Source organism: Cellulomonas sp. 73-92, assembly GCF_001898175.1.
Classification (GTDB): Bacteria; Actinomycetota; Actinomycetes; order Actinomycetales; family Cellulomonadaceae; genus Cellulomonas.
The window spans coordinates 33667-58514 of the sequence record NZ_MKTH01000013.1 but is presented as its reverse complement, the minus strand read 5'-3'; the positions used below and the strand labels follow the sequence as shown (position 1 = coordinate 58514).

Annotated in this window: 25 protein-coding genes and 1 pseudogene; 15 read left to right on the top strand and 11 right to left on the bottom strand. The window is 75.0% G+C overall.

Annotated elements, in window-relative coordinates:
* The 3 genes from ispF to BGO37_RS06950 all read left to right on the top strand — a co-directional run bounded on the left by ispF (position 1) and on the right by BGO37_RS06950 (position 1234).
* Positions 1 to 486, top strand: coding sequence for a 2-C-methyl-D-erythritol 2,4-cyclodiphosphate synthase (gene ispF, locus BGO37_RS06960; protein WP_291753411.1), 486 nt, complete (start codon positions 1 to 3; stop codon positions 484 to 486).
* Between the two features lie 140 nt (positions 487 to 626).
* Positions 627 to 959, top strand: coding sequence for a hypothetical protein (locus BGO37_RS06955; RefSeq protein WP_291753409.1), 333 nt, complete (start codon positions 627 to 629; stop codon positions 957 to 959).
* Positions 956 to 1234, top strand: a complete 279-nt coding sequence (locus tag BGO37_RS06950; protein ID WP_291753408.1) for a metal-sensitive transcriptional regulator — start codon at positions 956 to 958, stop codon at positions 1232 to 1234. Before BGO37_RS06955 ends, BGO37_RS06950 begins: the two co-directional genes overlap by 4 nt.
* Before the next feature lie 46 nt (positions 1235 to 1280).
* Here the strand turns inward: BGO37_RS06950 and BGO37_RS06945 are convergent, their stop codons facing one another.
* The gene (locus tag BGO37_RS06945) at positions 1281 to 3782 is read right to left on the bottom strand and encodes an FAD-dependent oxidoreductase (protein WP_291753406.1); all 2502 of its coding nucleotides are present in this window, start codon (positions 3780 to 3782) and stop codon (positions 1281 to 1283) included.
* A gap of 173 nt (positions 3783 to 3955) precedes the next feature.
* Here BGO37_RS06945 and lgt point away from each other — a divergent pair, with 173 nt between their 5' ends.
* Complete coding sequence (gene lgt, locus BGO37_RS06940) at positions 3956 to 4810, top strand: prolipoprotein diacylglyceryl transferase (RefSeq protein WP_291753403.1); 855 nt, start codon at positions 3956 to 3958, stop codon at positions 4808 to 4810.
* Between the two features lie 77 nt (positions 4811 to 4887).
* On the opposite strand, the gene BGO37_RS06935 is transcribed toward lgt, so the two are convergent.
* Positions 4888 to 5637: a DUF2202 domain-containing protein gene (locus BGO37_RS06935; protein WP_291753401.1), complete on the bottom strand. Its 750-nt coding sequence runs from the start codon at positions 5635 to 5637 to the stop codon at positions 4888 to 4890.
* Positions 5638 to 5793: 156 nt separating this feature from the next.
* Between BGO37_RS06935 and BGO37_RS06930 the strand changes: the two genes are divergently transcribed.
* Both BGO37_RS06930 and BGO37_RS06925 read left to right on the top strand, forming a co-directional pair.
* Entirely contained in the window at positions 5794 to 6486 is a 693-nt protein-coding gene (locus BGO37_RS06930; protein WP_291753400.1) for a response regulator transcription factor, read from the top strand.
* Entirely contained in the window at positions 6483 to 7994 is a 1512-nt protein-coding gene (locus BGO37_RS06925; protein ID WP_291753397.1) for a HAMP domain-containing sensor histidine kinase, read from the top strand. Before BGO37_RS06930 ends, BGO37_RS06925 begins: the two co-directional genes overlap by 4 nt.
* Here the strand turns inward: BGO37_RS06925 and BGO37_RS06920 are convergent.
* Positions 7979 to 8320 (bottom strand): DsrE family protein, encoded by a 342-nt coding sequence (locus tag BGO37_RS06920; RefSeq protein ID WP_291753395.1) that lies wholly within the window; start codon positions 8318 to 8320, stop codon positions 7979 to 7981. The genes BGO37_RS06925 and BGO37_RS06920 overlap by 16 nt on opposite strands.
* A gap of 135 nt (positions 8321 to 8455) precedes the next feature.
* Between BGO37_RS06920 and trxA the strand changes: the two genes are divergently transcribed.
* The 4 genes from trxA to BGO37_RS06900 are packed head-to-tail and all read left to right on the top strand — an operon-like array spanning position 8456 to position 11036.
* Positions 8456 to 8842 carry a thioredoxin gene (gene trxA / locus BGO37_RS06915; protein WP_291753394.1) on the top strand — a complete coding sequence of 129 codons (387 nt, stop codon included), beginning with the start codon at positions 8456 to 8458 and terminating at the stop codon, positions 8840 to 8842.
* Positions 8839 to 10515, top strand: coding sequence for an FAD-dependent oxidoreductase (locus tag BGO37_RS06910; RefSeq protein ID WP_291753393.1), 1677 nt, complete (start codon positions 8839 to 8841; stop codon positions 10513 to 10515). The genes trxA and BGO37_RS06910 overlap by 4 nt, the downstream gene beginning before the upstream one ends.
* A 30-nt stretch (positions 10516 to 10545) precedes the next feature.
* Positions 10546 to 10824 (top strand): metal-sensitive transcriptional regulator, encoded by a 279-nt coding sequence (locus tag BGO37_RS06905; RefSeq protein WP_291753391.1) that lies wholly within the window; start codon positions 10546 to 10548, stop codon positions 10822 to 10824.
* 47 nt (positions 10825 to 10871) lie between these two features.
* Entirely contained in the window at positions 10872 to 11036 is a 165-nt protein-coding gene (locus tag BGO37_RS06900; protein ID WP_291753389.1) for a hypothetical protein, read from the top strand.
* A 140-nt stretch (positions 11037 to 11176) separates the two neighbouring features.
* On the opposite strand, the pseudogene BGO37_RS17840 reads toward BGO37_RS06900, so the two are convergent.
* A pseudogene (locus BGO37_RS17840) lies at positions 11177 to 11926 on the bottom strand (D-arabinono-1,4-lactone oxidase); the annotation flags it as partial.
* 15 nt (positions 11927 to 11941) lie between these two features.
* Positions 11942 to 12493: an FAD-binding protein gene (locus tag BGO37_RS17835; RefSeq protein WP_367188091.1), complete on the bottom strand. Its 552-nt coding sequence runs from the start codon at positions 12491 to 12493 to the stop codon at positions 11942 to 11944.
* 126 nt (positions 12494 to 12619) lie between these two features.
* On the opposite strand from BGO37_RS17835, the gene BGO37_RS06890 reads away from it, so the two are divergent.
* The 5 genes from BGO37_RS06890 to rlmB all read left to right on the top strand — a co-directional run bounded on the left by BGO37_RS06890 (position 12620) and on the right by rlmB (position 18298).
* Positions 12620 to 13264 (top strand): TetR/AcrR family transcriptional regulator, encoded by a 645-nt coding sequence (locus tag BGO37_RS06890; protein WP_291753388.1) that lies wholly within the window; start codon positions 12620 to 12622, stop codon positions 13262 to 13264.
* Positions 13261 to 14508, top strand: a complete 1248-nt coding sequence (locus BGO37_RS06885; RefSeq protein ID WP_291753387.1) for an MFS transporter — start codon at positions 13261 to 13263, stop codon at positions 14506 to 14508. Before BGO37_RS06890 ends, BGO37_RS06885 begins: the two co-directional genes overlap by 4 nt.
* Positions 14505 to 15719, top strand: coding sequence for an alanine racemase (locus tag BGO37_RS06880; protein WP_291753385.1), 1215 nt, complete (start codon positions 14505 to 14507; stop codon positions 15717 to 15719). Before BGO37_RS06885 ends, BGO37_RS06880 begins: the two co-directional genes overlap by 4 nt.
* A 186-nt stretch (positions 15720 to 15905) precedes the next feature.
* Positions 15906 to 17324 carry a cysteine--tRNA ligase gene (cysS, locus tag BGO37_RS06875; protein ID WP_291753383.1) on the top strand — a complete coding sequence of 473 codons (1419 nt, stop codon included), beginning with the start codon at positions 15906 to 15908 and terminating at the stop codon, positions 17322 to 17324.
* On the top strand, positions 17324 to 18298 hold the full coding sequence (gene rlmB, locus BGO37_RS06870; RefSeq protein ID WP_291753382.1) for a 23S rRNA (guanosine(2251)-2'-O)-methyltransferase RlmB: 975 nt from the start codon (positions 17324 to 17326) through the stop codon (positions 18296 to 18298). Before cysS ends, rlmB begins: the two co-directional genes overlap by 1 nt.
* A 1-nt stretch (position 18299) precedes the next feature.
* Here the strand turns inward: rlmB and BGO37_RS06865 are convergent, their stop codons facing one another.
* From BGO37_RS06865 to flgL, 6 genes are all read right to left on the bottom strand, one after another.
* Positions 18300 to 19568: a DUF4032 domain-containing protein gene (locus tag BGO37_RS06865; RefSeq protein ID WP_291753381.1), complete on the bottom strand. Its 1269-nt coding sequence runs from the start codon at positions 19566 to 19568 to the stop codon at positions 18300 to 18302.
* 73 nt (positions 19569 to 19641) lie between these two features.
* A complete protein-coding gene (locus tag BGO37_RS06860) occupies positions 19642 to 20775 on the bottom strand; it encodes an ABC transporter ATP-binding protein (protein WP_291753380.1) in 1134 nt (377 codons plus the stop codon).
* A gap of 185 nt (positions 20776 to 20960) precedes the next feature.
* Positions 20961 to 22103 carry a hypothetical protein gene (locus BGO37_RS06855; RefSeq protein ID WP_291753379.1) on the bottom strand — a complete coding sequence of 381 codons (1143 nt, stop codon included), beginning with the start codon at positions 22101 to 22103 and terminating at the stop codon, positions 20961 to 20963.
* 121 nt (positions 22104 to 22224) lie between these two features.
* Positions 22225 to 23472, bottom strand: a complete 1248-nt coding sequence (locus BGO37_RS06850; protein ID WP_291753378.1) for an EAL and HDOD domain-containing protein — start codon at positions 23470 to 23472, stop codon at positions 22225 to 22227.
* A gap of 38 nt (positions 23473 to 23510) precedes the next feature.
* Positions 23511 to 23927 carry a flagellar assembly protein FliW gene (locus tag BGO37_RS06845; protein WP_291753375.1) on the bottom strand — a complete coding sequence of 139 codons (417 nt, stop codon included), beginning with the start codon at positions 23925 to 23927 and terminating at the stop codon, positions 23511 to 23513.
* Entirely contained in the window at positions 23924 to 24844 is a 921-nt protein-coding gene (gene flgL, locus BGO37_RS06840; RefSeq protein WP_291753373.1) for a flagellar hook-associated protein FlgL, read from the bottom strand. Before flgL ends, BGO37_RS06845 begins: the two co-directional genes overlap by 4 nt.
* Between the last annotated feature and the right edge of the window lie 4 nt (positions 24845 to 24848).

The window sequence follows — 24848 nt, the reverse complement described above, 5'->3', positions numbered from 1 at the left end:
ATGACCGGGTGGCGCGTCGGGATCGGCGTGGACGTGCACGGCTACGACCCCTCGCCCGCCCCCGGCGCGGCGCTGCGCCTGGCGGGCCTGGAGTGGCCGGGGGAGGCGCCGCTGGCGGGCCACTCCGACGGCGACGCCGCGGCGCACGCCGCCGCCGACGCGCTCCTGTCCGCGGCAGGGCTCGGCGACCTGGGGTCGCAGATCGGCACGTCGGACCCGCGCTGGGCCGGCGCCGCCGGCACCGTGATCCTCGCCGAGGTGGCGCAACGCGTGCGGGCGGCGGGGTTCGAGGTCGGGAACGTCGCGGTCCAGGTGATCGGCAACCGGCCCAGGATCGGCCCGCGGCGGGTGGAGGCCGAGGCCGCGCTGTCCGCGGCCGTGGGTGCGCCGGTGCAGGTGTCGGCGACGACCAGCGACGGCCTGGGGCTCACCGGCCGCGGCGAGGGCGTCGCGGCGATCGCGACCGCGCTCGTCGAGCGGCGCTGACCGCGCGGCCCGACGACGGTTGCGGCCGAGCGTCGCGGGCAGGCCCGCGAGGTCGGGGACCGCGCCGGCCGTCGTGGACCGACGGGTAGGTCGTCGACCATTGGCGTCGCGATAAACCCCGGGGGGTATAGTCAGGTCGCGTGACGACATCCTCGCTCCCGCAGCCGCCCGCCGCCCCCGGACGTGGCAACGCCTGCGCGGTCACCCCGGGCCAGCGCGCCGCCCGAGGCGTCCTCGCCCTGCTGGTCGGCGCGGTCGGCGTCGCCGCCGCGCACGACGGGCAGCTCTGGCTCGCCGTGCCCGCTTGGGTGTTCGCCACCTTCCTGGTGATCGGCGCGGTGACGGGCTGGTGCCCGACGAACCTGCTGCGCCCCCGCGAGCACGACGCGATCGGCGCCGCCCACGGCTACCCGGACGCGCGCCGGCTGGTGCGGCTCGGCGCGACCGGTGGCGGACCGGGTGGCGACGCATGACCGGGACGGTGCCCGACCAGCAGCGCAGGATCGTCAACCGGCTGCGACGGGCCGGTGGTCAGCTGAACGCCGTCATCGTCGCCCTTGAGGACGGCGGCACGTGCCGCACCGTCGTCCCGCAGCTGGCGGCGGCGACCAGCGCGCTGCACCGGGCCGGGCTGGCCATCGTGTCGAGCGCGATGACGGACTGCCTGGCCGACCCCGAGGCCGCCGGCCGGGGGCCCGACGGGCTGACGACGGACGAGCTGGAGCGGCTCTTCCTCAAGCTCACCTGAGCGGCCGCCGGGCCGGGGCGGACCCGCGACCCGGCGACCGGCCGGCTCAGATGAACAGGGTGGTCCCGGACTGGGCGGCCTCGCCGAGGAACGTGGCGACACCGCCGAGCTCGACGCCGTCGATGAGCTCGGACGCCGTGATGCCGAGCAGGTCCATCGTCATCGTGCACGCGATGAGCCGCGCGCCCGCGCCCTGCGCCGCGGCCACCAGCTCGGGCAGCGTGGCCACCGAGTTGTCCTTCATCGCCTTCTTGATGAGCGCGGTGCCGGCGCCGAACATGTGCATCTGCGAGAGCGTCAGCTGGTCGGCGCCCTGCGGCATCATCCGGCCGAACATCGCGTCCATGAAGGGCTTGTCGCGCTGCGGCGGGTCGCTGCGACGCAGCGCGTTGAGGCCCCAGAAGGTGAAGAACATCGACACCTCCTCGCCCATCGCGAGCGCGCCGTTGGCGATGATGAACGCCGCGAGCACCTTGTCGAGGTCGCCGGAGAACACGACGAACGAGTTCTTCCCCGGACCGACCGGCGCCGCGACCGGTGCCGCGAGGGGCGCCGGGGCGGCCGCGCCGCCCTTGCGGAACCGCGCGACGTAGCCCGGGCCCTCGGGGTCCATGGCCAGCAGCGCGTGGCCGTTGCGCGCCGCCCACGCCGGGCCATCGTTGGCGAACCCGGGGTCGGAGACGCGCACGCGCACCTCGTCGCCGGGCGCCAGGCCCTTGACCGTGGACGCCAGCTTCATCAGCGGCCCGGGGCAGGCCAGCCCGGCGCAGTCGAGCTCGACCGTCACACCGCTGCCGCGCTGGGCGACGACGGCGGCGTGCACCTCGGCCGCCTCGCCGTACGGTGTGGTCGGGACGGTGCTCGGCTCGGCCGGCTCGACGTCGTGCCAGGCGCGGAAGGTCTGCGACCCGCCGGACAGGGTGGCGACGTCGGTGAAGCCCCGCTGCACGAGGGCGCGGTACGCCAGGTAGGAGCGGAACCCGACGGCGCAGTAGAGCCGGACCGGGCGGTCCCGGTCCCACTCGGCGCACGCCGCCCGCAGCTCGCCCAGCGGCACGTTCTGCGCGCCGGGCAGGTGCCACAGGTCGAACTCCTCGGCGGTGCGGACGTCGACCAGGCGCGCGCCGGCCACGGCCTGCGGATAGTCCTGCGCGTACCAGAGGCGCAGGTCGCCGCGGATCGTGTTGGCCGCGACGAAGCCGGCCATGTTGACGGGGTCCTTCGCGGCGCCGAACGGCGGCGCGTAGGCCAGCTCGAGCTCCTCGAGGTCGAACACCGTCGCGCCGAGGCGCAGGGCGGTGGCCAGGACGTCGAGCCGCTTGTCGATGCCGTCGAAGCCGCACGCCTGGGCGCCCAGCAGGCGTCCGGTCTGCGGGTCGAACAGGACCTTGAGGTGCATCGTCGCGGTCCCGGGGTAGTAGCCGGCGTGCCCGGAGGGGTGCACGTGCACGGCTCGGTACGGCACCCCGGCGTCGAGCAGCTGGCGCTCGTTCGCGCCGGTCCCGCCCGCCACCATGTCGAACACCTTGACCACCGACGTGCCCTGCGTGCTGCGGTACTCGCTGTCGCGGCCGCAGATGTTGTCCGCCGCCACGCGGCCCTGCCGGTTCGCCGGGCCGGCGAGGGGGGCCAGCCGCAGCTCGCCCAGGACGGTGTGCGGGGTCTCGACGGCGTCACCGGCGGCCCAGATGTGCGGGTCGGAGGTCCGCATGTGCTCGTCGACGAGCACGCCGCCGTGCGGGCCGAGCTCGAGCCCGGCGGCGCGCGCGAGGCCGACGCTCGGGCGCACCCCGACGGCGAGCACGACGAGGTCGGCGTCGATGACGGTGGAGTCCTGCAGCTCGACCCGCAGCGCCTGCGGGGTCGGCGTGAACGCGGCCGCCGCGGTGGCCAGCCGCACGTCGATGCCGCGGCTGCGCAGGTGCTGCTCGACCGGCACCGCCGTCTCGTGGTCGAGCGGCGGCAGGATCTGGTCGGCGAGCTCGACGACGTGCACCTGCGCGCCGCGGTGGTGCAGGTTCTCCGCGAGCTCCAGCCCGATGTACCCGGCACCCACCACGACGGCACGCAGCGGCGTCTTCCGGTCGGCCGCGTGGCGCGCGGCGGCCTCGTCGACGACCGCCTTGATCCGGTCCATGTCGCCGATGCGGCGCAGCACGTGCACGCGCGGGTCGTCGATGCCGGCCAGCGGCGGGCGCACCGGGTCGGCACCGGGGCACAGCGCCAGGGCGTCGTAGGGCTCGTCGTACTCCGCGCCGCCGTCGACCTCACGGACGCGGACGGTGCGCGCCTCGCGGTCGATCGCGAGGACCTCGTGCCCCGTGCGCACGTCGATGTCGAGCATCTCGCGCAGCGACTCCGGCGTCTGCAGCAGCAGCCGGGACCGGTCGGTGATCACCTCGCCGACGTGGTAGGGCAGCCCGCAGTTCGCGAACGAGACGTGATGCCCGCGCTCGAGGACGACGATCTCCGCGTCCTCGTCGAGGCGACGCGCCCGCGCTGCCACCGATGCGCCGGCGGCCACCCCGCCCACCACCACGATCTTCACGACGTTCTCCCTTGTTCGGTCCTTCACAATCTCGTCTTGACCCTAGGCTAGACACCCCGGGGGGTATGTGGGACCAAAGGGTCGGTCACCGGAGGCGGCGGTCGGCTGCCGGGGTGCGGACGTGGGCCGCTTAGGCTCGTCGGCACTGACGACCGGCCGGACGGAGCGCAGACATGAGGCACTGGTACATCCCGAGCCCGGTGCGTGGTGTGTGGCACCTGGGCCCGGTGCCGATCCGGGCCTACGCGCTGTGCATCCTCACCGGCATCGTCGTCGCGACCTGGCTGACGCGTCGGCGGTGGGCCGCGGAGGGCCGTGACCCCGACCAGGTGCTCGACCTGGTGTTCTGGGCGGTGCCCTTCGGCATCGTCGGGGGCAGGCTGTACCACCTGATCACCGACCCCGAGCTGTACTTCGTGCCGGGGCGTGACCCGATCCGGGCGCTGTACATCTGGGACGGCGGTCTGGGCATCTGGGGAGCCGTCGCCCTGGGGGCGGTGGGCGCGTGGATCGGCTGCCGCCGGCGGGGGATCCGGCTGGCCGACTTCGCCGACGCGGTCGCGCCCGGACTCGTGCTGGCGCAGGCGATCGGGCGGTGGGGCAACTACTTCAACCAGGAGCTGTTCGGTGGCCCGACGACGCTGCCCTGGGGATTGCTCATCGATCCGGCGCACCGGCCGGCCGACACCCCGACCGTCGCTGCGTACCAGCCGACGTTCCTGTACGAGTCCTTGTGGGACATCGGTGTCGCGGTGCTCCTGATCTGGGCGGGCCGCCGCTTCCAGCTGCGCAACGGGCGGTTGTTCGCGCTCTACGTGGCGGCCTACACGGTGGGGCGGGCCTGGGTCGAGGCGCTCCGTGTCGACCATGCGAACCACATCCTCGGGCTGCGCCTCAACGACTGGACGAGCCTCGTGGTGCTGCTCGGGGCGGTCGCCTTCCTGACGCTGCGCCGCCGACGGACGGCCGTGCCGGACGTCCCGAGCGGTGGTTCGCCCGTGCCGGTGGGGGGCATCCCCGAGGCATGAGGGAGGCCGGGCCGGATGTCCGGCCCGGCCCCTCCCGGACGGGCGAGCGCCGGTGTCCCGCCGCCCGCCGGTGCCGCTCAGCCGCCGAAGGCGGTCAGGTGGCGCTGGGTGGCCGTGCTGAGGTGGCTGTAGACCAGCTGCACGTCCGGCGCGGTCAGGCTCGCGGCCGCCGAGGTGAGCAGCTGCAGGTCGGCCTGCTCGACGGTGCGGGCGGCGGCGTAGGCCGCGTCGGTGCTCGCGGCGCCCTCCGCCAGCAGGCGGTCGTAGGTCGCCTGGATCGCCGGGTCGCGGAACGTCCCGGTGACGTGGTCCGCGCTCGGGTCGGTCAGGCCGTAGCGGTCGAGCAGCAGACGGATCTGCGTCAGGTGCTGGGTCTCGGCGTCGGCGATCCGCGCGAACACGGGGCTCGTGGCGTCGGCTGCGAACGCCGTGTAGAGGTCGTGCGCGAGCAGCTCCTCCTCGGCCATCCCGGCGAGGTCGGTCTGCTGCGACGCCGTGAGGGTGCCGGAGGGGGTGTCGGCCAGGCCGGTGCCGGTCCCGCCGCCGTAGCGGTGGCCCGAGACCGTGCCGGCGGCCGTACCGCTGCCGGCCCCCGCGCCGCGGGCCATCGCGTTGCCGGCGCCCGCGTGCGCGCCGCGGGCCGCGCCGGCGGCGATGCCCGTGCCGTCGCACACGCCCGTGCCGGGGCCGGCCTGGCGGGTCGCCGTGGGCGTGGGGTTGGGGCCGGGCGCGTCCGCACGGGCGGACGCCAGGGCGGGCGCCGCGACGAGCGCGGTGGCGAGCACGCCGCCGGCGGCGGCGATCGCGAATCGGGTTCTGGTACGCATGGTGTGCTCCCTGGTGGTCGGTGTCCTTGCTGGTACGACCCAGCGTCGGGCGACCGGGTGGAGCATCTCTGCCGTGCGTGTGGAGACGGGATGGAGTTCTGGGCGGCCGCGCCGCCAGCCGCCCTGCGGCGGCCGCGGAGCCGACATGATGGGGCCATGGCCACCGTGCTGGTCGTCGAGGACGAGTCGGACATCCGCGAGGTGCTGCGCCGCTACCTCGAGCGTGCGGGGCATGCGGTGCTCACCACGGGCAGCGGCGCCGAGGCGCTGCGGCTCGTCGCGACTGCGGACGTGGACCTCGTGGTGCTGGACCTGGGCCTGCCGGACGTCGAGGGCACGGACGTCCTCGGCGAGGTCCGTGCCGCCGGGCGCACCCCCGTCCTCGTGCTCACGGCACGCAGCTCGGTCGACGACCGCATCCGTGGCCTGCGGATGGGGGCCGACGACTACGTGACCAAGCCCTTCAGCCCGGCGGAGGTGGTGCTGCGGGTCGCCGCGATCCTGCAGCGGACGGGTGGCCCGGCGGCCACCACGGAGCAGGGAGTGCTCGTCGGCGGCCGGCTGTGGATCGACGAGGCCCGGCACGCGATGCGGTTCGACGGCCGCGAGCTCGACCTGACGCCCACCGAGTGGGGCATCCTCGCGGCGCTGTCGGGCGCGCCCGGGCGGGTGTTCTCGCGGTACGAGCTCGTGAACCGGGTCCGCGGCTACGAGTACGCGGGCTACGAGCGGACCATCGACTCCCACGTGAAGAACCTGCGGCACAAGCTCGGCCCGGACGGCGCCACGGTCGTCGAGACCGTCCTCGGCGTCGGCTATCGCTTCGGGCTGCGCACGGACGGGTCATGACGGCCGCCGCCGGCGCCCACGCGAGCCGGTCGCGCCAGGCCCACGAGGCGCCCCCGCCGCGCGTGCCGAGCCTCGCGAGCCACGCCGGCCTGGGCCCCGTCGGCCGGCGACTCATGCTGGCGTTCGTCCTGGTCACCGCCTTCTCGTTGGTCGTCGTCACGGCGGCGGCCGTGGTCGGCGTGGGCCGCGGCCTGACCGCGTCGCAGGACGAGACGCACCAGGCGGCCGCCGCCTCCTCGGCCACCGCGGCGGCCGCGGCCTACGCCGCCGCGGGCGGCTGGTCCGGTGCGGACCTGTCGCAGGCCTCCGCGGTCGCAGAGGCGGCCGGCGCGCGGCTGTTCGTCACGTCGGCCGGCGGGCAGGCGGTGGGTGCCGGCCACGGCGCCGGCACAGCCGGGGCCGGCCAGGGAGCGCAGGGCCAGGCCGGTCAGGGGATGGCGGGGCAGGGTGGCGCCGGCCCGGCCGGCGGGACAGGGGTGGTGAGCGCGCCCGTCACGGTCGCCGGTGAGCAGGTGGGCACGGTGCGGCTCGTCTTCCCGCCCGCGACGCTCACCCGGGCCCGCGACGTGGCGTGGACCTGGATCGGCATCGCCGCCGCGGCCGCGCTGCTGCTCGCGCTCGTCGCGGGCTGGGCGGTCACGCGGTGGGTCACCGGGCCCGTGCTGCGCACCACGCGGGCCGCGCGCGCGTTCGCCTCGGGCGACCGGTCAGCGCGGACCACCGCCACCGGGCCGGGTGAGCTGGCCGAGCTGGGCCACGCCGTCAACTCCATGGCCGACGCGGTGGTCCGCTCAGAGCGGGAGCAGCGCACCCTCACCGCGGACGTCGCCCACGAGCTGCGCACCCCGTTGGCGGCGCTGCAGGCCGGCCTGGAGGAGCTCCGTGACGGGCTCGTCGAGCCCGACCGGGCGCGGCTGGCCGCCCTGCACGACCAGGTGCTGCGGCTCGGACGCGTGGTCGGCGACCTGGCGGAGCTCTCCGCGGCCGAGGCGGAGACGGCCGCCCCGGCCGCCCGCCGCGCCGTGGTGGACCTGGTCGCGCTCGTGGCCGACGAGGTCGACGCCCGCACGCCGCAGCTGCGCGCCGCCGGCCTGGACGTGGACCTGCACCCGACGGGTCCCGTCGTCGTGCCGGCCGACGCCGACCGCCTGCACCAGGTGCTGGGCAACCTCCTGGCCAACGCGGCGCGGTACTGCCGCCCCGGCGACCGCGTCGACGTCCGGGTGGGCACCGACGGGGGCCGCGCCGTGCTCGAGGTCGAGGACACGGGGCCGGGGATCCCGCCGGACGAGCTGCCGCACGTGTTCGAGCGGCTGTGGCGGGGCCGCGGCGCCGCGCACGTCGCCGGGTCGGGCATCGGGCTGGCGGTGGCGCGGGAGATCGTCACCGCGCACGGCGGCACCATCGAGGTGGCGTCCGCCGGACGCGGCACGACGGTGACGGTTCGGCTCCCCGTCGCGGCCGGGCCGGCGGACCCGCGGCGGACTGCCGGTCAGGGCCGCAGGTAGGCCCAGCCCTCGAACTGTCGCGCGACGAGGTGCGCCACCCCCGAGGGCACGACGAACGCCCCCGGCGCCAGGCGGTCGTCGTCCACGCCGGCCGAGCGCATCGAGTTGCGGCACACCGCCAGCCGGATGCCGGCCGCCTGCGCCTCGGCGAGCGCCGCACCGGCCGGCGCGCCGGTCAGCGCCAGCGCCAGCCCGTCACCGTGCACCACCACCTCGACCGGCGTCCCCGGCTCCAGGACCGGCAGCAGGTTGAGCGCGTTGCGCAGCACGGCCCGATGCTTGTCCGGCGATCCCTCGCTCAGGTGCAGCACGACTCCCCTGGTCATCGCGTCCGTCCCTTCGCCGTGCTGGGCCGCGGGGCGGTCCGCGGCACGGGGACCGGCGGTCGGTCCCCCCGCCGCCATCCTCCCGCTCGGGTGCGGCACGGTTGCGCAATAAACCCCCGGGGGTATACTCGTCCCATGAGCACCCGTGAGATCACGCTCGACACCCTTCCCGCGGTCGTCGCGGAGAACGACATCGTCCTCCTCGACTTCTGGGCCGCGTGGTGCGGTCCCTGCCGCATGTTCGCCCCGGTCTTCGAGCGCGCCTCGCAGGCCCACCCCGACATCGTCTTCGGCAAGGTCGACACCGAGGCGCAGCAGCAGCTGGCCGGCGTGTTCGGCATCACCTCGATCCCCACCCTCGTGGCGTTCCGCGCCGGGATCGTCGTCTTCGCCCAGCCCGGCGCGCTGCCGGCCACGGCGCTCGACGAGCTCATCGCCGCCGTGCGCGGGCTCGACATGGACGAGGTGCGGGCTCAGCTGGCGGCGCAGGCCGAGGAGCAGGGCGCGGAGGCCGTCCGATGAGGATCGTCGTCGTCGGTGGCGTCGCGGGCGGCATGAGCGCCGCCGCGCGCGCCCGCAGGCTCGACGAGACGGCGGAGATCGTCGTGCTCGAGCGCGGCCCGTACGTCTCGTTCGCCAACTGCGGCCTGCCGTACTACGTGGGCGGCGAGATCACCGACCCCGGGGCGCTGCAGGTGCAGACGCCCGAGTCGCTGCGCGCCGCGCTGGCCCTGGACGTGCGCACCGGTCACGACGTCATCGGGGTGGACCCGGTGGCGCGGACCGTCACGGTGAGCACCGCGGACGGGGTCGACGAGCTCGGCTACGACGCGCTCGTGCTCTCGCCGGGCGCCAAGGCCGTCCGGCCCCCGATCCCCGGCCTGGACTCCCCGCGCGTCAGCACGCTCCGGACGGTCGACGAGGCGCTCATGATGCGCGCCCGCGTCACCGGGGGCGCCGGCCGGGCCGTCGTGCTCGGCGCCGGGTTCATCGGGGTCGAGGCGGCCGAGGCGCTCGCCAAGGCCGGCCTGACAGTGACCCTCGTCGAGCTCGCGCCGCACGTGCTGCCGCCGCTGGAGGAGGAGCTCGCGTTCTACGCGACGCACGCCCTGGCGCGCCTGGGCATCGACGTGCGCGCCGGCGTCGCCGCGACCGAGATCGAGCACGGGGCGGAGCGCGACGTCGTCGTGCTCGGCGACGGGAGCCGGCTCGAGGCCGACCTCGTGGTGCTCTCGGTCGGCGTGCGCCCCGACACCGAGGTGTTCGAGCGGGCCGGCGTCGCGTGCGAGCGCGGCGCGATCGTCGTCGACGAGCACGGCCGCACGTCGCAGCCCGGCATCTGGGCCGTGGGCGACGCGGTGGTCAGCGTCGACGCGGTGACGCACGTGCTCCGTCCCGTGCCGCTGGCCGGGCCGGCGAACCGTGCCGGCCGGTTCGTGGCCGACGACATCCTGCGGCCCGCCACGGCGCGGCCGATCCCGCCGACCACGGGCACCGCGATCGTGCGGGTGGGCGACCTCACGGCCGCCATGACCGGCGCGAACCGGGCCGCGCTCGACGCCGCCGGGATCGACTACCGCACGCTGCACCTGCACCCGGGCCAGCACGCGAGCTACTTCCCCGGCACCAGCACGCTGCACCTCGTGGTCCACATCGCGCCCGCCGACGGCCGCGTGCTCGGCGCGCAGGTGGTGGGGGAGGACGGTGCGGACAAGCGCATCGACGTCCTCTCGACCGCGATCCGCGCCGGCATGACCGTGGACGACCTGGTCGACCTCGACCTGGCGTACGCGCCGCCCTACGGCAGCGCCAAGGATCCGGTGACCATGACCGGCTTCGTCGGCCAGAACGTCGTCGACGGCACGCTGCGCCTGTGGTACCCGGACGACATCGAGCAGGTGGTGACCGAGGCGCTCGTGCTCGACGTGCGCACCGCCGGCGAGTTCGCCCGTGGTCACCTGAACGGCGCGCTCAACGTGCCGCACACCGAGCTGCGCGAGCGGATCGGCGAGGTCCGTGAGGCCGCCGCCGGCCGTCCCGTGCGCGTCATGTGCCACTCCGGGTGGCGCTCGTACCTCGCCCATCGGATCCTCGTCGCCCAGGGCTTCGACTCCGCGTCGCTGTCCGGCGGCATGGAGACGCTCGCGGCGGCGCTCCAGATGCGCGCCGCCGCCCCGCAGCCCGCGCGGGCCTGAACCCCGACCCCCAGCGACAGGAGACCGGTCATGAGCACTCCCGAGGCCGAGGCGCAGCGCCGCGTCGTCAACCGTCTGCGCCGAGCCAGCGGCCAGCTCAACGCCGTCATCGCCGCGGTCGAGGCCGGCGGCTCGTGCCGCGACGTCGTCACCCAGCTCGCCGCGGTGACCAGCGCCCTGCACAAGGCCGGGTTCGCCATCGTGTCGACCGCGATGAAGGACTGCCTCACCGACCCGCAGGCCGCCGCGACCGGCGACGACGGCCTGACCACGGAAGAGCTGGAGAAGCTCTTCCTCATGCTCGCCTGACCCGTCAACCCCTCGACCCTCGACCCCCAACCCCAGGAGAGATACCCATGTGCTACCCCGTGAAGTGCTCCGTGTGCGGCAAGACGACGTGGGCCGGCTGCGGCCAGCACGTCGACTCGGTCAAGGCCCGGGTGCCCGCGTCCCAGTGGTGCGCCGGCCACGAGAGCGAGCAGCCCACCGGCGGCTTCTTCTCCAAGCTCTTCGCCAAGTAGGGGCGCCACCAGGCGCAGGTCCCACGTCGCCTCCGCCGCCCGTCCAATCGGTGACCGAATGATCGGGTGGCGGAGGCGTCGGTCGTCCGGGGCGAGCGCCCCCGGCCGGCCGCGCGCCGCCCGGCGGCCATCGCCGCCGGTCAGGAGGCTGTGACGGGTCCCAGGACGTGGTCGAGGTAGGCGTTGGCGAACACGCCCCGCGGGTCGAGGGCGGCGCGGACGCGCCGCACGTCGGCCATCCGCGGGTAGAGCTCGGCGAGGCGCCCGGCACCCAGCGTGTGCAGCTTGCCCCAGTGCGGACGCCCGTCGACCTGCGCGACGATCCGCTCGACGGCGTCGAAGTACGCGTCGTACGGCATGCGCCAGTACTGGTGGACGGCCACGTAGGCGGTGTCGCGGCCGGTCGCGGTGGACAGCCACAGGTCGTCGGCCGCCGCGAACCGGACCTCGACGGGGAACGGCACCTGCGCGCCGTGGGCACGGGTCCACCGGTCGATCTCGTCGAGCACCCCACGCACCGCCGGGCGCGGGACCGCGTACTCCATCTCCCGGAACCGGACCCGACGCGGGGACACGAACACGTCGTGCGAACCCCCGGTGTAGGTGCGCGCGCCGAGCGCGTGGGCGCTGAGCGTGTTGAGGCCGCGCACGGTGCGCGGCGCCGCGGCCGCGACCTGGTTGACCACCCCGAACACGGCGTTGGACAGCAGCTCGTCGGCCACCCAGCCCCGCACCGGCGGCAGCGGGCGGTCGACGTCGTCGGGCACCCGGTTGTTGCGCTTGGTCAGGGCCCGCCGGGTGTGGCAGAACCAGTAGAACTCGAAGTGGTCGTTGCCGTCGACGAGTTCGTCGAGACCGTCCAGCACGTCGTCGAGCGGGAGCGGTTCCTCGCGCGCCTCGAGCCGTCACGCCGGCACGACCGCCAGCGTGACGGCCGCGAGCACGCCGACCGCACCGAGGCCCAGGCGCGCCGGCTCGAAGGCCTCGTCGTCGGGCGTGAGGTCGACGACGTCGCCGCCGGCGGTGACCAGGCGGACCCCGGCCACCTGCGCCGCCATGCCGCGCAGCCGCGCGCCCGTGCCGTGCGTCCCCGTGCTGATCGCGCCCGCCAGGGTCTGGTGGTCGATGTCGCCCATGTTCTCCAGCGCCAGCCCGCGCGCCGCGAGCTCGGCGCACAGTCGCCGCAGCCGGATCCCGGCGCCCACCGTGACGAGCGAGCGGCCGTCGGGCAGCGGCAGCACCCGTTCGACGCGCCGGACGGCGTCGAGGTCGAGCTGGACCCCGTCGGTGACCGCCGCGCCCGTGAAGGAGTGGCCGCTGCCGACGGCCCGCACGCGGAGGCCCTCGGCGGCCGCTCGGCGCACGGCGTCGGCGATGTCGCCCGCGTCGAGCGGGCGCTCGACGCGCCGCGGCGTGACGCGCTGGGTGCGGGCCCAGTTCTCCCAGGGTGCGGCCATCGTCGCAGCATCATCTGGTCATCTGTCCAGGTCAAGTGAGGGACGTGCTTGACTTGTGTCACGACGAGGTTTGTGATGACTGCACCGGCACGGTCGACGGGGCGCTCCGGGCTACTGAGGGGGACCATGAAGAGGCTGCCGATCGCCGAACGACGCGAGCAGCTCGTGGAGGCCGCCATCGCGGTGGCGAGCCGGGAGGGCATCGACGCGGCGACGGTCCGTGCGGTGGCCGCCGAGGCCGGGGTGTCGCTCGGGGTGGTCCACTACTGCTTCCAGGACAAGGACGAGCTCCTCTCGGCGATGGCGCACGAGATCACGCGGCAGAACCTCTCGCAGAGCCTGCTGGAGATGCCGGTCCACGGTGAGCCCGACGTGATCATCGAGCGGGCGCTCGACCTGCTGTGGGGCGGCATCAGCGCCACGCGCGGGTCCCAGCTGCTGAGCTACGAGCTCACGACGTACTCGATGCGCCACGTCGAGGTGCGCCAGGTCTCCGTCAACCAGTACCTCGTCAGCCACGAGGCCGCGAGCCAGTTCCTGGAGACCCTCGCCCGCTCGGCGAGCATCGCGTGGACGCTGCCCATCGAGACCATGGCGCGGCTCGTCGTCATGATGACGGACGGCGTGGTGCTCGCGTGGCTCGCCGACGGCGACGACGCCGCGGCGCGCGAGAACCTTCGCGTGTTCGCCGAGTTCCTCTCCGGGCACGCCCGCCCCGTCGGCGCCGACGGGGTGGCCCTGCCCACCCGGGCGCGCGACGCGTCGGCGTGAGCACCCCCGGCGTCGGCACCGGTCGGGCCGGCGCCGCCCGCCGCGCCCGAGGCGCCGCCGCGTCCGCGTTCGCCGCGCAGGGGCTGGCGTACGCCCTGGTCCTGACGAGCCTGCCGGCGTTCGAGAACCGCTACTCGGTCGGCACCGGCGAGATCACGGTCGTCATCCTGCTCGTGTGCGCGATGGCGGCCCTCGGCACCGTCGTGGCCGACCGCCTGGCGCGCGGCCGCGGCGGCTCGCGCGCGGCGCTGACCGCGGGACTGGCCGGGCTCGTCGTGGCGCTCGCGTGGGTCTCGTCGTCGCCGACCTTCGGCGTGGCCGTCGCGGGGTTCCTCGTGTACGGCCTGGGCCTGGGCCTGGTGGACGCGGGCGGGAACATGCAGGCCGTCGCCGTGCAGCAGGAGTACGGACGCTCGTTGCTCTCCTCCTTCCACGGGGCGTTCTCCGCGGCCGGCATCGTCGGGGCGCTGCTCGTCGCGGTGACCGGCGGCCACTGGAGCGAGCGTCCCGTCCTGTGGGTGCTCGTGCTCGGCGTGCCGGTGGCGGTGGCCGCGGGGGTGCTCGTCGTGCGCTGGGGCTGGCGCGGGCGGCCCGGCGAGACGACGCTCGAGACCCTGCCCGCGGGGCGCCGGGTGCCGTGGCGTCCGGTGCTGCTGCTCGGCGTGTGCGTGGTCGCCTACTACATCGCCGACTCGGCGGTCTCCTCGTGGAGCGCGCTCTTCCTCGACGAGCTGCGCGCGTCGGCCCACGTGCGGCCGCTCGGCTACGCCGCGTACCTCGGCGTGGCGCTCCTCGCACGCGTGCTCGGCGACCGCGCCGTGCAGCGGTGGGGTCGCACGGCGGTGGTCCGCACCACCGGGGTGCTGGGCGCCGCGGCGATGCTCGCGGTCGTCGCCGCGGGCGGCCCGTGGACGGCCGTGGCGGCCTTCGGCGTCACCGGCCTGCTCGCCGTGGTGCCGCCGCTGGCGTTCTCGGCGGCGGGCGACGTGGCGCCGGGCGCGGCCGACCTCGTCGTCGCCCGGCTCAACTACTTCAACTACGTCGGCGTGGTGCTCGGCGGCGTGCTCGTCGGCGCGGTCGGGACGGTCGCGACGCTGCGGGCCGGCTTCGTCGTCCCGGCCGTGCTCGTCCTGGCGGTGCCCCTGGTCGCGGGCGTGCTGCGCGTGCCGGGACCCGGGTCCGGCGGGCGGCAGCCCGTCGCGGCGGGCAGCCAGCGGGGCGAGCACGACGAGGCCGCGGCGTGAGCGCGCACGGCGGCGCGGCACCCGCCGGCCCGCCGGGCGGCGTCGGCGAGGCGCTCTCCGCCGCGACGGCCGGGCTCCCGGCGCCGCTCGTCGCGCTGGACCTCGACGCGTTCGAGGCGAACCTCGACGACCTCCTGCGCCGGGCCGCCGGCACGCCGCTGCGGGTGGCGAGCAAGTCGGTGCGCGTGCGCGCGGTGCTCGACCTCGTCCTCGCGCGCCCGGGCGTCGTCGGCGTCATGGCGTACTCGCCCTGGGAGGCGCTGTGGCTGGCCTCGGCGGGCGTCGCCGACGTCCTGGTCGGCTACCCGACCGCCGACGAGGCCGCCCTGGACGCGATCGCGGCCGACAAGGCCGCCGCGGCGGCGGTGACGCTCATGGTCGACGACGTGGCGCAGGCGGTGCGGGCATCGCGGGCGGCAGCCGCGCACGGGCGCACGCTGCGCGTCTGCCTGGACGTCGACGCCTCGCTGCGGCTGGCCCTCGGCCCGCTCGCGCTCCACCTCGGGGTGCGCCGCTCGCCGGTGCACACGCCGGCCGAGGTCGCCGCGCTCGCGGGGTCGGTGGCGCAGCTGCCGGGGCTGCACGTGCGGGGCCTCATGTTCTACGAGGCCCAGGTCGCGGGCCTGCCGGACTCCTCGGCGGCGGTGCGGGCGGTCAAGCGGCTCTCGCTGGCCGACCTCGACGTCCGCCGCCGCGCGGTGCGCGACGCGGTGCAACGGGAGGTCGGCCCGCTCGAGCTGGTCAACGGCGGCGGCACGGGCTCGGTGGACCGCACGGCGGCCGATCCCACGGTCACAGAGGTCACCGCCGGCTCCGGCCTGTACTGCCCCACCCTGTTCGACGGCTACCGCGCCTTCCGGTCCCGTCCCGCGGCCTTCGTCGGGCTCGACGTGGTGCGGCTGCCGGGGCCGGGGTACGCCACCGTGTTCGGCGGCGGGTACGTCGCTTCCGGGCCCGCCGCGCCCTCCCGGCTGCCGCGGCCGGCCTGGCCGGCCGGCCTGCGGCTGACCGGCCGCGAGGGCGCCGGCGAGGTGCAGACGCCGCTGCGCCTGGCGCCGGGGCGCGTGCTGGCCGTCGGCGACCGGGTGTGGTTCCGGCACGCGAAGGCCGGCGAGGTGATGGAGCGGTTCGCCGACGTGCACCTGGTGCGGCGCGGTCGGATCGAGCGGACGGTCCCGACCTACCGCGGCGAGGGCCGCTCGTTCGGCTGACCGCCCACCCACCCACCCGCTCACCCACCTGCCCACCCCCTTCTTCACTTTCCTGAACCGCCGGTCGTGAATCACAACCGAAAGCTCAGGAAAGTGAAGAGCGGGGTGGCGCGGGGTGGCGCGCGGGCTCGGCGTGGGCTCGGCACCCGCCGAGGTGCGGCGAGGCGCCCCGGTACCCTTGCGGGCGTGACCCTCCGGCTGTTCGACTCCGCCACCCGCACCGTGCGCGACCTCGTGCCGCTGGTGCCCGGCCAGGTCGGCATCTACCTGTGCGGCGCGACCGTGCAGGCCCCGCCGCATGTCGGCCACATCCGCTCGGCCGTCGCGTTCGACGTGCTGGTGCGCTGGCTGCGCCGCACGGGCCACCGCGTGACGCTCGTCCGCAACGTCACCGACATCGACGACAAGATCCTCGCCAAGGCGCAGCAGGCCGGGCAGCCGTGGTGGGCGTTCGCCCTGGCCAACGAGCGCGCGTTCACCGCCGCGTACGACGCGCTGGGCGTCCTGCCGCCGGACTACGAGCCGCGTGCCACCGGTCACGTGCCCGAGATGGTCGAGCTCATGCGCACGCTCGTCGACGCCGGGCACGCCTACCAGGCGGGCCCCGGGGACGTGTACTTCGACGTGCGGTCCTGGCCGCGCTACGGCGAGCTGACCAACCAGCGGCTCGACGACATGGTCGACGCGGCCGACGACGGCAACGGCAAGCACGACCCGCACGACTTCGCCCTCTGGAAGTCGCCGAAGCCGGGCGAGCCCTCCGACGCGGCGTGGGACACGCCCTTCGGGCGCGGCCGCCCGGGCTGGCACCTCGAGTGCTCCGCGATGAGCCGGCGCTACGTCGGCGACACCTTCGACATCCACGGCGGCGGCCTCGACCTGCGGTTCCCGCACCACGAGAACGAGCAGGCCCAGTCGCACGCCGCGGGCTACGGCTTCGCCCGGTACTGGCTGCACAACGGCTGGGTGACACAGGGCGGCACCAAGATGAGCAAGTCGCTGGGCAACAGCCTGCTCGTCAGCACGGTCCTCACCCAGGTGCCGGCCGCGGTGGTGCGCTACGCGCTGACGGCCGTGCAGTACCGGTCGATGCTCGAGTGGACCGACGACACGCTGCCGGAGGCCGGCGCCGCGTGGGAGCGGCTGTCCGGCTTCGTCGAGCGGGCCGCCGAGCGCGTGGGGCAGCCGGACGACGAGGCCGTGGCCGCCGCCGACCTCCCGGCGGACTTCGCCGCCGCGCTGGACGACGACCTCAACGTGCCCGCCGCGCTCGCGGTGGTCCACGAGGTGCTGCGGGCCGGCAACTCCGCGCTCGCGCGCGGGGACGAGGAGGCGACCGCGGCGGCGCTCGTCGCGCTGCGGGCCATGCTCGACGTGCTCGGGCTCGACCCGGCGTCGGTGCGCTGGCGCGTCCTCGGTGCCGACGACCGGGCGGCGCGGGCGCTCGGCGCGCTCGTCGACGCCGAGCTCGCGGCACGGGCGGCCGCCCGCGCCGCCAAGGACTTCGCGACGGCCGACGCCATCCGCGTCCGGCTCACGGCGGCGGGCATCGCCGTCGAGGACGGGCGCGACGGCGCACGGTGGTCGCTCGCTGGGGAGGCGTGATGGCAGGGAACTCGAAGCGCCGCGGCGCGGTGCGCAAGGCGCCGAAGCACACCGCGGGCAGCGGCGGCCGCGTCCGGCAGGGGCTCGAGGGCCGGGGCCCGACGCCGAAGGCCGAGGACCGCGAGTACCACGCGGCGCACAAGCGCAAGGCGGCGGCCGAGACGCGCGCCGCCACGTCACGGCCCGGCTCGTCCTCGGGGGCGGCACCCCGCCGTCCCGCACGCCGCTCGACCACCCACGAGATCGTCGCGGGCCGCAACTCGGTGCTGGAGGCGATGCGCGCCGGCGTGCCCGTGACCACCGTCTACGTCGCGGCGCGGATCGAGCATGACGACCGCACGCGCGAGATCCTCAAGCTGGCCGCGGACGCGCACCGGCCCCTGCTCGAGGTCGGGCGCCTCGAGCTCGACCGCATGACCGACGGCGCGGTGCACCAGGGCGTGGCGATCCAGGTGCCGCCCTACGCCTACGCCGAGCCCGACGACCTGCTCGACACCGCGGCCGCCGCCGGCCGGCCGGCGCTCGTCGTCGCGCTCGACGGCGTCACCGACCCGCGCAACCTCGGCGCGGTGCTGCGGTCCGCCGGGGCGTTCGGCGCGGACGGCGTGCTGGTGCCCGAGCGGCGGGCGGCCGGTGTCACGGCCTCGGCGTGGAAGGTCTCGGCCGGTGCCGCCGCGCGCGTGCCGGTGGCGCGGGCCACCAACCTCGCCCGGGCCCTGGCGGAGTACCGGAAGGCCGGCGTGTTCGTCGTCGGCCTCGACGGCCACGGGGACACGACCGTCGGTGAGCTGCCGTTCGCCGCGGACCCGCTCGTGCTCGTCGTCGGCTCGGAGGGCAAGGGCCTGTCCCGCCTGGTCCGCGAGCAGTGCGACGCGATCGCCGCGATCCCGATCGCCGGCGAGGTCGAGTCGCTCAACGCCGGTGTCGCCGCGGGCATCGCGCTGTACGAGGTGGCCCGCCGCCGGGCCGAGTAGCTCAGCCCTCGACCACCGGGATCACGCCGGTCTCGTCGCGCATGTCGCCGGGCAGGCCGCCGAGCACGGCCTGCTCGTCGGGCCGCAGCGGCAGGATCGTCTTGACGTACGACGTGACCACCTGGTCCATCGGCACGTCCCGGTGCTGCAGCTGGGACAGGAACCAGCGGTGGTCGAGGAGCTCGTGGTACACCTGCGCCGGCTCCAGCTTGGCGCGCAGCTCACGGGGCACGGCCCGCACGGCGGGCTCGAAGATCTCGGTGACCCAGTCGTGGGCGACGAAGGACTCGTCCTCACGCTGGCGGTCGGTCGCGGCGCGGTACTCGTCGAGGTCGTTGAGCAGCCGGCGGGCCTGGTTCTCCTGGACGTCGAGGCCCGTCAGGCGCATCAGCCGGCGGCTGTGGTGGCCGGCGTCGACGACCTTGGGCTGGATGCGGACGGTGGTGCCGCCGACGTCGGTGGTGATGTCCAGCTCGTCGACGTCGAAGCCGAGGTCGTTGAGCCGGTCGATGCGCGCCTGCACCCGCCACCGCTCGCCGAAGCCGAACGACTCCACCTCGGTCAGCGCGCGCCACAGCTCCGTGTACCGCGTGACGAGGGCGTCGCCGATCGCGACCGCGTCGGTCTCGTCCTCCAGGTACTCGCCGGCCTGCAGGTCCATGAGCTCGCCGATGATGTTGACCCGCGCGACCTCCAGGTCGTAGGAGCGCTGCCCGTCGGTGAGCGCCTCGTGCAGGTCGCCGGTCTCGGCGTCGACCAGGTAGGCGGCGAACGTCTCCGCGTCCCGGCGGAACAGGGTGTTCGACAGCGAGACGTCGCCCCAGTAGAACCCGGCGAGGTGCAGCCGGACCATGAGGACGGCGAGGGCGTCGATGAGCCTGGTGGCGGTGTCGGGTCGCAGCGCCTGGCTGAAGAGCACGCGGTACGGCAGGGCGAACTGCAGGTGCTCCGTGACGAGCGCGGGCTCCAGCGGCTCCCCGTCCGGGGTGTGACGGCCGGAGACGACGCCCAGCGGCACGACGCTCGGCACGTCCAGGCGGCGCAGCTGCCGCAGCAGCTCGTACTCGCGAAACGCGACGTACTCGCCGATCTCCTTGATCGCGACGACCCGGCCGGACATCCGGGCGAACCGGACCGTGTGGCGAGAGATGCCGCGGGGGAGCGCGGCGATGGTCTCGGCCGGCCAGTCCTCGAGCGCGACGTCCCACGGGAGGTCGAGGAGGGCGGGGTCGGGCGACGCCGCGGTGATCTGCAGGGAGGCGGAGCTCACGTCGCCATTGTCCCCGACGGACGACGAAGGGGCGGGACCCGCAGGCCCCGCCCCTTCGTGCCGATCGTGGTGATCAGGCGCCGGTGGTGATGCGCTCGCCGCTGCCCGCGTGGAACAGGTGCAGCAGGTGCGGGCGCACGCGCACGTTGATCTGCGAGCCCTTGGCCGGCACGTCGCGCGGGTCGATGCGGACGGTGACCTCGGAGTCGGCGGCGGTGGAGTGGACCACCGCGGCCGAGCCGAAGGCGTCGGTCAGCGAGCCGTAGACGAACGCGTCGGAGCCGAGCTCCTCGACGATGTTGACGTACACCGGGATCGAGTCCGGCGTGCCGTTGGGCACGACGTCCAGGTCCTCGGGACGGAACCCGACGGTGATGTTGCCCTTGTCGTCGTCGGTCAGGGTGCCGATCGCGTCGCGCGGCAGCGTGATGCGCGAGTTGCCGACCGAGGCCGCGCCGTCGAGCACCGGGAAGGTGCCGATGTTCATGGCGGGGGAGCCGATGAAGCCGGCGACGAAGACGTTGGCCGGGACGTCGTACATCTCGCGCGGGGTGCCGACCTGCTGCAGCAGGCCGTCCTTGAGCACCGCGATCCGGTCGCCCATGGTGAGGGCCTCGATCTGGTCGTGCGTGACGTAGACCGTCGTGACGCCGAGGCGGCGCTGCAGCGAGGCGATCTGCGTACGCGTCTGCACGCGCAGCTTGGCGTCGAGGTTCGACAGCGGCTCGTCCATGAGGAACACCTGCGGCTGGCGGACGATGGCGCGGCCCATGGCGACGCGCTGACGCTGGCCACCGGAGAGGGCCTTCGGCTTGCGGTCGAGGTACTGGGAGAGGTCGAGGATCTTGGCGGCCTCCTCGACGCGCTGGCGGATCTCGGCCTTGGGGGTGCCGGCGATCTTCAGCGCGAAGCCCATGTTGTCCGCGACGGTCATGTGCGGGTACAGGGCGTAGTTCTGGAAGACCATCGCGATGTCGCGGTCCTTGGGCTGGACGTCCGTGACGTCGCGGTCCCCGATGAGGACGCGGCCGGAGTTGACGTCCTCCAGGCCGGCGAGCATGCGCAGCGAGGTGGACTTGCCGCAGCCCGACGGGCCGACGAGGACGAGGAACTCGCCGTCCTCGATGTGCAGGTCGAGGCCGTCCACCGCGGGACGCTCGGTGCCCGGGTAGATCCGGGTCGCGTGGTCGAAAGTGACCGTGGCCATCGTGTACTCCCCTTCACCGGCAGGTACGTGCCGGACGATCCGTTGTGAAGGCCGAACCCGCTCCCGGCCGGGAGCGAGCAGGTGTCGACGCCGACACTGTCGACGACGACGCACCGGGGCCCGAAGGCTCCGGCGCAGTCATCTTGCCACACCCGGGCGGAACGGCTCTCCCCCCTGGGTCACGATCAGGACGTCGGCGTCGGGGTCGGCGAGCCCGTGGGCCCCGTGCTCGGGACGGCGCTGGCCGTGTCGCTCGGCGTCGGCGTGGGCGTGCTGCCGGACGCGGCGCTCGCGGCCTGGGAGGCCTCCTGGTAGGCCTGCAGGAAGAGCGTGGTGAACGCCGCCGAGTCGTCGACCTTGCCGGTGTACTGGTGACCGCCGACGACGACGAGCGGCGCCGTCCCCAGCGGCTTCACGCCGTCGAACGGCACGGCCGTGGTGGCCCGCGCGGTGGCCTGGGTCACCCAGCGCTCGTAGTGGTGGCTGCGGATGCACTTGTCGGTGCCCTTGGCGGTGACGCCGGCCTTCTGGACGAGCGCGACCAGCTGGTCGTCGGTCAGACCGGCGCTGCCGAAGGTCGCCTGGGCCGCGAACAGCGCGTCGTTGACGGCCAGCGCCTGGTCGGGGGCGCCGTTGGCGACGCACGCGAAGGCGTTCGCGGCCCGTAGCGCGTAGTCGTAGCCGGCGTCCTGGAGGTTCGGGGTCGGGGTGGGCGTGGGGGTCGCGGACGGCGACGGGCTGGTGGACGGGGAGGGGGTCGCGCTCGGCGTGGGCGTCGCCGACGGGGTGGCGCTGGCCGAGGGCGACGGCGTCACCGGCGTCGGCGTGAACGACTCGCGCGCGCTCGGCACGGCGACGGGGTGGATCTCGAGCGTCAGCGCTCCCTGCGACGCCGTCACCATCTGCGAGATCGACGCGCCGTCGGTCGCCCAGAACGCGGCGGACGCCGGGTCGGAGTAGTCGACGTAGGCGACGACCTGCGTCACGCCGGACGACTTCAGGTCCGCGGACGGCGTCGGCGTGCCGTTGTCGGGCAGCGGGGCGGAGGGCGACGCGGTGACGTTCAGGCCGTCGGTGCTGGAGACCAGCAGCCCGTCGGAGGCCATGTTGGCCGGCCCGCGCCGGTTCGCCGCGACGACGGCGCGCACGGCGAGGCCGATACCGGCCAGGACGGCGAGCACCGCCACGACGGCGATCCCACGCAGCGTGATGCTGCGCACCCTGGCTCGCCGGGCGCGGCGGACACGCTCGATCCGGGCGAGCTCCCGGTCCTCGATACGACGCGCCTTCGCGCCGACCTTCTGCTTCCGGGACCGCTGGTAGCTCACCGGACCTCACTTCCTCGTGCCGCGTGCGTGGCGCACTGCTCTCCCGGCGGGAGGGTAGACCACACCGTGGCAGCGTGACCTGACCTTGGGGTGGACGGATCCTGTGAGCGGGCCGAGAGCCTCAGCTCATCGGGTCCATCGACAGCGCGGTGGCGATGGACAGCGCCTCGGGCACGGCGTCCAGGTGGGCGCGCGCGACGTCGAAGGGGTCGAAGCCCGCAGCGGCGACGCCTGCGGTGTCGCTCTCCTCGTGCGCCAGCACGGCGGCGAGCACCCGCCCGAGCGGGCCGCGGTGCTGCTCGAGCGCGCGGGCCAGCTCGGGGGACACGCCCGACGTGGCGAGCAGCGAGCCGATGTCGATGCGCTGCTGGCTGGCGACCGCCGACAGGAGTCCCACCGTGTACCCGGCGTCCTGCCGGGCGAGGGTCTGGCACGTCAGCGCCCGGGTCAGCACCGACCACAGCTGGCCGACCGCGGCCGGGCGGGCGTCGATCAGCGAGGCCATCGCCAGGGCGGCCATGCGCTGCGGGCCGAGCAGGATGACCGCGTGCCGCAGGGAGTCGACGGTGTGGTGCAGCGCGAAGGCGCTGGAGTTGACGACGTGCAGCACCCGGATCGACAGCTCCGGGTCGGCCGCGACCATCCGGGCGACCGCCTCGAGGTCGATCTCCGGCTCGGAGAGCAGGCGGATCACCTCGAGGCACTGCACCTCGCCGGCCTTGGCGCTGCGCAGCGGTCCGTCCGCCTCCCGCTGCAGCAGGGGACCCTGCACGAGGTCGGCGCCTGCGGCGAACGCCCGCCGGCGCGCGGCGGGGGTGGTGACGGACTCGACGATGACCGTGCCACCGAGCCCGTGCACGTGCAGCACGGCCTCGCGCAGCCGGCCCTCGGGGATCCGCGCGTCGACCTTGACCGCCCAGGCGGCCCGGACCAGGGCGTCCTGCTCGGGCGCCCCCACGTAGTCGCCGACGACGACCTGGGCGCCCCGCGCGCGCAGGGCGGCGACCCGGGCGCTGGCGTCGGGGTGGCGTGCCAGCGCGCCGGACAGCTCGAGCCACAGCCCGTTCGGGCTCGGCGGCGTCGGGGTCGCCCCCGACACGAGCCCGCCCGTGGCCCGTAGCATGACCGGCACGTCGCCGCCGAGCAGGGCGAGGTCGAGCGCGTGGTACTCCGCCTCGGTCGTCGGCTCGACGTCCTCCTCGGCGCACCAGCGGCCGTCGTTCGCCGCCATCGCGGCGCGCAACGACCACGCCCGCACCGTCTGGTCCGCCGCGACCACCGCCTGGCGGAAGATCGCGACGTGCGGGTTGCGGGCGCGGACGGGCTCCGAGAGGACGGTGCCGCCCGCCGCGGTTTCGGGCATGGGCATGCCCGCCCCATCGGCCGCCGGGCGGGCGACCTGAGGGGTCAGCCCAGGGGGGCGCGCAGCGGAAGGTCCTCGTCGAGCACCGTCTGCAGGCCCCGGGCGGTGCCGGGGCCGACGACGATCGGCGCGAGCAGGTCGGCCGTCGGCACGGGCCGGTCGTCGGTCCCCGGGTGCACCACGGCGAGCAGGAGGGGGTCGGGCTCGGCGCCGCACACGGCCTCAAGGGCCGTGCCGGGGATCGTCGGCGCGTAGTCGGGGAAGACGAGGCCGGGGCTGACGACGAACAGCCGCACGCCGTCCTCGCCGCGCAGGGCGAAGAGGAACCCGATGTCGTCGAGCGCGTCGAGCGTGTACTCGGTGCCGGGCAGCCCCGGCAGCGGCTCGACCATGTGCAGCCGGCTCGGCACGGACCGCGGCCCGGCCGGCGTGGCGACCGCGACGCTCGTCGGCCCGCTCACCGGAGGAAGTCCAGGAGCGAGGGCTGCAGCACGCGCGCCCCGGCGGACAGGGCGCCCTGGTAGGTGACCTGCTGCATCTGCAGGTCCATGACGACCGCGGCCATGTCGATGTCCTCGACGCCGGAGAGCTGGCCCTTGATGGTGAGCTGCTGCGAGGAGACGTCGGACATGGTGTTCTCGAGCACCTTCTGGCGACTGCCGTTCGACGATGCCGCGGTGAGCATGTTCTGCATCACGGAGTCCATGTCGGCCAGGGTGCCGGTGACGTCCGTGCCGCTGCGCAGCCCCGCCGAGACCTTGTCGAGCAGCGCGAACACCGTGGACTGCGTGCCGCTGGACGGGTCGGTCCAGCCGAACGCCTGCGACCCGTCGGTGTCGACGCGCACGGTGGTCGAGGGGCCGACCCTGCGCTCGACCGTCGCCGTCGCCGAGCCCGTCCACGTGTAGACGGGAGTGGCGCCCGACGTGTCGACGCTGAAGGCGCCGGACGCGTCGGACGTCCCGGCGAACACGTTGCGGCCCTGGTAGCGCGAGTTGGCCTGCGCGAGGAGGCCCGACCTGAGGCCGTCGATGCTGTCGGCCAGCGCGTTCAGCGAGGACTGGCCGAGCCCCGCGTCGCCGCTCTGCACGACGAGGTCGCGCGCGTTGCGGACGTAGCCGAGGGCGGTCGTCAGCGCCGTGTCGACGGTCGTCAGCCAGGAGTCGCCGTCCTGCCCGTTGCGCTGGTACTGCGCCAGCTGGCTCGTCGTCGCGCGCAGGCTGAGGGCCTGGCCCGTCCCGGACGGGTCGTCGGAGGGCACCTGGATCTTCTTGCCGCTGGACATCTCGCCCTGCAGCCTGGACACCGCGGACAGGTTCGTCTGCAGGTTGCGCAGCGTCGAGCGCTGGATCGTCTCGTGGGTCACGCGCTGGATCACCGTC